The organism is Photobacterium sp. BZF1 (assembly GCF_014349205.1).
GTDB lineage: Bacteria > Pseudomonadota > Gammaproteobacteria > Enterobacterales > Vibrionaceae > Photobacterium.
The window spans coordinates 20,089-27,088 of sequence record NZ_JACSOF010000089.1; the positions used below are offsets into that span (position 1 = coordinate 20,089).

Consider the following 7,000-nt stretch of genomic DNA (forward strand, 5'->3'; position numbering starts at 1 on the left):
ACCAGCTATTAAAGTGACATTTTATGCTGCTTCAGTTGCTGGTTTATGCTGGGCGTGCTAGTCTAGCACGCCTTTTGATAAAGTAAACAGCAATGAGAAGAGTTTGTATTTAAGATGCTGCGTTATAACCGTTCCGTAATTTGGTCTCTGCTGCTACTTGCCCTCTTTAAGCCTCTGACTTCACAAGCAATATCAGAAACAATCACCGATGACCTCAACAACCACCTGTCACCAGGCCCTTCTTCCGATGATATCCGCGTGGCCAGTGTTTCGACTTTCGGTGCCGAGATGATGTTAGCGTTAGGGCGTAAACCTGTTGGAATGTCCTCCTATCCAGGCCAACTTCCCACATATCTGAAGTCCCTGGAGCAAGTACCTGACCTTGGCCCTAGGTCCAGAACGAACTTTGAATACTTATTCCATACCTCGCCGGACATTATCATCGGCCTTAGCCGGATGGTGGAGCCTTATGCTGCTCGGTTTAATCAAATAGCCCCTTTGGCAGCATTTGATCTCATCACGTTCGAAGATAGCCTGTCTGCGGTTGAACGCAGTGCAAAATTACTAGGGAAAGAAGAAGCCGGTAAAAGAATAAACACCTGTTTTCTCAATACGCTAGATCAAATAAAACAAAGCATTCCCGAAGGTACAAGCGGGGTATTCCTGACCAGTGCCGGTGTCACGCCAAGAGCCTATTACTCCCATTTTATGACCGTCGGTATCATGGAAAGGCTAAACATAGAGAATGCGATTGGTGCATCTCCCTACCACACCAAAGCTCCGTTTTCCGGCCAAGTGGGACTGGAATGGTTGCTTAAACTCGATCCGGATGTAATTTTTATGTACCGCTCATCACAGGCTCAGTTTACCGGTAGCACTATTTGGCAAAATCTCGAAGCGGTAAAAAATAATAGGGTTTTCCTTGTCGATATGACATGGCGGGAGCCGGAAGGCCCCCTATCCCGACTTTGGGTAGCAATGGATATTGCCCATAAAATATCACCCGCTCAATTCCCGGCTCCTAGCCAAGAACTTATCAAGGAGGCATTGTGCCTCAACCCGTAGCGCCCCGTATCGGCAAGACACAAAACTGGCTCATGCTCAGCCTTATCCCCTTGCTATTGTCCGTTATCATCGCAATATCGCTCACCTCTGGCGTGTATGATTTTTCACTCGCCCAGGCGCTCTCAATATTGGTCCACGCTGACACATCAAAAGCTTCATTGGTACTTTGGGAGTTGAGGCTACCCCGTACCCTGGTTGCATTAACCGGAGGTGCTGCGCTGGCTATTTCTGGGTGGCTGATGCAAGCCGTCGTGCGCAATCCACTCGCTTCACCCAACCTGACTGGGGTAATGTCAGGTGCCGCGCTAGCAGTGATGATATCCGAGTTAATGGCATGGCCTGCCCCCACCTTAGTGCTGGGTATTCTCGGTGGTATCCTCGGCGGCTTTACAACAATTTCGATCAGCTGGAAGCAAGGTGTCACACCGGCGAGGTTGGCACTGGCCGGTATTGCTGTCAGTGCATTCTGCCAAGCTTGTGTCACCCTGGTATTACTTACGGACCGGGTAGACAGCGAATCGCTATTTTTCTGGCTCACCGGCAGCATTGCAGGGGCAAATTGGGAAGTATTCACTCCTCTATTCTCAGCAACCGTACTCATCGTTATCTTGTTGGCCCTGACCAACAAACAAAGGCTTTACCTCCAGTTGGATGATCAAGTCGCACGAGGGATTGGGGTGAACCTAAACCAATACCGTTTGGTCTTTGGTGTGCTTGCCGTGGTTTTGACGGCTGCCTGCGTCGGAGCATTTGGTCCCGTCGGCTTTATAGGGCTTGTCGCACCCCACCTTGCAAGATTGACCCGTACAGGCTTGCTCGGTGCCGCTATTATCGGTGCTGCACTGCTCACCTTGGCGGACTTATTGGCCCGAACCCTTCTAATGCCACTTGAAATTCCGATTGGTGTCCTAACGGCCCTAATGGGGGCACCGTGGTTCCTCTATCTTATTATTCAAAGGGCGAGGGTCTCTGGATGAACCGGTTGTTATTTCCGTTAGGCGCCATAGCCTTACTCACCCTTTCTGGGCTGTATTTCATTTCATCAGGGACACTTGCCCCTGAATTGACATCGGCGATGTTGACGTATGAAACAAATCGCTTTGACCCTTTTTGGTCTTTAGCTGTGCCTCGCTTCGTACTGGCGTTGATGGCCGGGGCTCTACTATCCGTTTCGGGCTACCTGCTCCAAACAACCCTGCGAAACCCGCTGGCCGACAGTGGCGTGCTTGGCGTCAATGCCGGGGCATCACTGGGGGCAGTGTGTGCTTTATTGCTACCAGGTTGGTTTGGCTGGGGCATCAGTATCGAAAACGCCCTTATCAGTTTTGCTATCACCGGCGGGCTTCTCGCAACCATTCCTACATTATTGATGAGCAGGCTTGCCAACCCATCACTCACTTTGCTGACGGGTGTCGCCATCACTGCCATCCTTGGTGCAGTAAGTTCGGCGTTAATTTTTACTATAGGTCAGGGCCGTACAGATTTGGCTCTGCAATGGATGGCCGGTGGGCTATATGGCCGGGGGTGGGAACAAGTCGCCATGCTCTGGCCTTGGTTCTGTCTGGCTACCATCCTATTACTTGGCTTAACGGTTCCGCTACAGTGGGTAAGGTTTGAGGACCCGGTACTAAGGGGCCTTGGTGTCAACGGGCCTAGGGTCCGACTATTGCTCCTTGCACTAGCGGCATTTATCACCGCGCCGGCTATAGCAACCGTAGGGCCTATTGGCTTCATCGGATTAGTTATCCCACATGTGGCCAAATTACTCACCAACCATCATGTGAAGCTATCACTATGGCTCAGCGCATTGTTTGGCGGCATTTTTCTTGCTGCGGCTGACTGGCTTGGACAAACCTTGTTTGCCCCCAATGAAATACCCGCCGGTGTGGTAACAGCCCTCATCGGTGTACCCTTTTTTCTGATTCTGCTAAGGAAGAATGCATAATGGGCAGTCAAAACCTTTCCCATCATTCATTATCTGGCCACAATATCGTTGCCGGTTATGCTGATAAGCGTGTACTTAACGATATAAATATCACTCTGAAAGAAGGCCAGGTCACCGCCTTTATCGGCCCAAACGGCTGCGGTAAAAGTACCCTGATGAAGACGTTAACGGGTGCAATCGAGCCACAACAGGGGCAAATCCAGTTCAAGGGCCGTTCGCTAAAAAACTGGAAGCTCAAGCAACTCGCCAAAGAGGTGGCAATCCTTCCCCAGCACCCAACGGCCCCCGAGGGCATTTTGGTTGAAAACTTGGTAAGCCTGGGGCGAGTCACCCATAGGAAATGGTACCAGTCCAACAATGAAAAAGACGATAGTATTGTTAAGGACTCACTTTCATCGGTTGGCTTGGCGGGCTATGAAAAACGGCTAGTCAGTGCTCTCTCCGGGGGGGAGAGGCAACGCGTGTGGCTGGCAATGTGCTTGGCACAAGAGGCCAAATGGCTGATGCTCGACGAGCCGACCAGCTATCTTGACCTCGGCCACCAGCTGGAACTGCTAGAGTTGCTAAAAAGGCTCAATCGAGAACGGGGCCTTACCATCGTCTATGTGCTTCATGAACTCAGCCAGGCTGTTCAGTTTTGTGATGAACTGGTGTTGATGCAGCAAGGTCAAATTATTAAGCAAGGCGCCCCTCTTGAAGTACTCAATGCAAACACCCTAAAGAATGTGTTCCATGTCGAAGGGCAAATCCAAACCATAGATGGACTCGACTATTGCCTACCCCGATCCTTTGTAAAGGAAGGACATTGATGAATCAGAACATTTTCGAGCAGTTACAACCTGTCTTCGATCGTATCCCCGATGCGGTGACACATCAAAATGAAGAGCAACTAAAACGATTGAACGATTACCATTGGTTTTTTCGTCTGGCACCGTTGCCAAAACCGGAGGCTACCAATGCAGAACAGTGGTTTGCCGAAGAGTTCGCCTCTACCGCTGAGGCATTTTGTCGTTCGCTCGATACCAAGCCAGCCTTTGCAATGCCGGAGTGGCAAAAACTCGTCAACGCCACGATTTTTCCAGCCCTCGTCATGCACAGGCTGAGATACCGGCGGGTTTTGAAACTTTCGTTATCTGATTTATCAATGACAATTGGTGACAACCATAAAGTTTCGTCAATCAGCATTAATCACAGGGTTGGCTTTTATTGCCTTAATGATGACCGGCTATCGGAACAAGGCCAGATTGTAGATAACGAGGAGCAACTCGATATTGCCCTGGCCAAGGTTATCGAGAAATTAGGGTCTGAAATGGAGCCTTATTTCCGGCAACAGAAAATACACCCGAAACTATTTTGGGCCAATATTCTCTATGCCTGCGGCTTGGCTTTCACAAAGTTATCCGAGCAACCTATTCAAACCAGCAATGATGCAATCAATACCGAAAGCCTCAACCAATGGTTAGAAACACTGAGCAGAATGGTTTATGCCAAAGGAGCGAAGCTAAACAGTGTACAGGGAGTTAAGGCCAAGGGTTTTCAGCAGTTTTTCATTCGCCGCGAAACCTGCTGCCTGAAATACAAAATCGGGACCAAAGCCAAATGCGATGTTTGTAATCTAATAAGCCTGGAACACCAACAGCAGCAACATCACCGCGATCTCTCTCGCCGTCTGGATTAACCCAAGCATTTCTTTTCCTTACCAACAAAAAGAGCCTGCAATTGCAGGCTCTTTTTAGTTATCCCAAAGCGTTATGCGTTAGCCGTTGCTTCCTGAGGACGGCGCGATAGCCATGAAAGCAGGATACAAGCCACGATAAACGCTACGGTTGCCGTCATGAACGACACAGCTAGCGAGCCGGTGAAACCCAGCACCAGGAAGCCGATTGTCGATACTGCAGCCATAGACAGCGCATAAGGTAGCTGTGTTGCAACGTGGTCGATGTGGTGACAGCGTGCACCTGTCGACGACAGGATAGTTGTATCAGAGATTGGTGAACAGTGGTCACCGAACACCGAACCAGCTAGCACAGCACCTAACATTGGAAGCATTAGCATAATGTCGGTTGCTGCCGCCAAGTCACCTGCGATTGGTAGCATGATACCGAACGTACCCCATGAAGTACCGGTCGAAAATGCCATTACACCCGCTAGCAAGAACAGGATAGCTGGAAGAAGCATAGGGTCGATACTGCCTTCAACTAGAGTCGATAGGTATTTACCTGTCGCCATGTCGCTAATTACAGTACCGATACTCCACGCAAACAGCAGGATTAAAATCGCACCGAACATCGACTTGGCACCAATCCACAATGTCGAAGAAACATCAGCCATCGGAATACGCTGGCGCAGTACTGGAATAAGTGCAGCTGCAAAGCCAACCAGACCACCGTATACCAGAGACATACCAACATCAGTATTCTCAAAAGCGCCCAGTACGCTAAATGCCAGGCCATCTGCAGCAAGAGCTTGGTAGCCGGTAAACAGCATGAAGAAGAAGGTTGCCACAATCAGGGTTACGATTGGCATGACCAAGTCAGCAACGCGGCCGTTCTTGCTCTCTTCAATTTCAAGTTCGTCATTTAGGTCTTTGGCACGGCTGTCGTCGTCACCCTCGTCGAAACCACGGCAATGGCTCGCTTCCAGCTCGTGCTTCTTCATTGGGCCCACATCAATTTGGAACCAAGCCACCACGAACACCATCAGCAATGCAAAAACTGCATAGAAGTTCATTGGAGCCAACTGCATGAAAGCGCCAAGCGGAGTGTATTCTGTTACGCCATGCGACACCAAGATACCGCCGATAAGGGTAATAATGTATGCACCCCAGCTAGAAGCTGGCATCAATACACACATAGGTGCAGCAGTTGAGTCAAGGATGTACGCCAGTTTAGCGCGCGACACGTAGAAACGGTCTGTCACAGGACGTGAAATCGAACCTACAGCCAGACTGTTGAAGTAATCATCAACGAAGATGAATACGCCAAGAAAAGCGGCCAGCAGTTTTGCACCACGTTTGCTCTTGATTTTGGTCTGTGCCCATTCAGCAAAAGCACGAGTACCGCCAGAAAGTGTAAGCAATGCTGTGGTCATACCCAGCAAGATAAGGAAGGCGACAATACTCATGTTCCAGCTATTGATGGCACCGTCATCAATAAACAGGCCAGTGACTGTGGTTCCGATATAAGAAGCGGTACCGCCGATTGAAAAATCAGTCAGCAGGAATGCGCCCAACAGGACACCAACACCCAAGGAAACTAAAACACGACGTGTAAGGATAGCCAGGCCAAGTGCAACCAAAGGTGGCAACAACGACATGGCGGAATGTGAAAAATCTACAATATTCATGATCTCGACTACAACCGATCCTGGTTGGAGATCTACTGTTTAACACGACATCTTGTCGTGTATGAAAGAGCATAAGGAAGAGAAGTTACCCTTTTCCGACTCCACAGTAGCGCTCCATAGTTAATGTAATTATATACTATGGCAGTGTTGTCCCTGTTCGGTGACAACCCCAGCAAACGGGCTTGATAATCCGCGTTTACTTCGGCATCGGCTCCTTTCGTAAATCCTCTTCGGAATCACCTCCGATTTACTACTAATAGACGATGCGCCTCTACCCTTAGTCTAGGTCTGGTCAATTCTACGGAATAGATATCCAAATGCAACAAGTTAAGATGAAAAAAATGACAAAAATAGTGAATAGTCTTGCGACGGAGGACAAAAAACACTCATTTACAAGCATTTTATTATAGCTTTTACATATGAAATTGATGGCAAATATTTATCAGTACTAAACAGTCTTTAGATAAGAATATTTACTTATTCTGACCATTACAATTTATTACAAATGAGAATTGAACCATATAAACCACAAAAAATTAAATGAACTCGTCATTTTTTATTTGGCATCGCCGTATTAAAAGTATTATTATTGCAATTATTGAATTGGCACTGCTATTATTATTTTATAGTTTTGGACCTACAGGA

6 protein-coding genes and 1 riboswitch are annotated in these 7,000 nt (G+C 48.4%); of the genes, 5 read left to right on the forward strand and 1 reads right to left on the reverse strand.

Annotated elements, in window-relative coordinates:
- Positions 1 to 114: 114 nt before the first annotated feature.
- From BIZ37_RS18940 to BIZ37_RS18960, 5 genes are read left to right on the forward strand one after another with little or no spacing between them, the layout of a single operon-like run.
- Entirely contained in the window at positions 115 to 1,065 is a 951-nt protein-coding gene (locus BIZ37_RS18940; protein WP_187462805.1) for an ABC transporter substrate-binding protein, read from the forward strand.
- Positions 1,050 to 2,042, forward strand: a complete 993-nt coding sequence (locus BIZ37_RS18945; protein ID WP_370577397.1) for a FecCD family ABC transporter permease — start codon at positions 1,050 to 1,052, stop codon at positions 2,040 to 2,042. Before BIZ37_RS18940 ends, BIZ37_RS18945 begins: the two co-directional genes overlap by 16 nt.
- On the forward strand, positions 2,039 to 3,010 hold the full coding sequence (locus BIZ37_RS18950; protein ID WP_187462806.1) for an iron ABC transporter permease: 972 nt from the start codon (positions 2,039 to 2,041) through the stop codon (positions 3,008 to 3,010). The genes BIZ37_RS18945 and BIZ37_RS18950 overlap by 4 nt, the downstream gene beginning before the upstream one ends.
- A complete protein-coding gene (locus BIZ37_RS18955; protein ID WP_187462807.1) occupies positions 3,010 to 3,819 on the forward strand; it encodes an ABC transporter ATP-binding protein in 810 nt (269 codons plus the stop codon). The genes BIZ37_RS18950 and BIZ37_RS18955 overlap by 1 nt, the downstream gene beginning before the upstream one ends.
- Positions 3,819 to 4,688, forward strand: coding sequence for a hypothetical protein (locus BIZ37_RS18960; RefSeq protein ID WP_187462808.1), 870 nt, complete (start codon positions 3,819 to 3,821; stop codon positions 4,686 to 4,688). The genes BIZ37_RS18955 and BIZ37_RS18960 overlap by 1 nt, the downstream gene beginning before the upstream one ends.
- Positions 4,689 to 4,759: 71 nt before the next feature.
- Here the strand turns inward: BIZ37_RS18960 and BIZ37_RS18965 are convergent, their stop codons facing one another.
- A complete protein-coding gene (locus BIZ37_RS18965; protein ID WP_107298542.1) occupies positions 4,760 to 6,355 on the reverse strand; it encodes a Na+/H+ antiporter NhaC family protein in 1,596 nt (531 codons plus the stop codon).
- Positions 6,356 to 6,454: 99 nt separating this feature from the next.
- Positions 6,455 to 6,637, reverse strand: a riboswitch (Lysine riboswitch).
- Between the last annotated feature and the right edge of the window lie 363 nt (positions 6,638 to 7,000).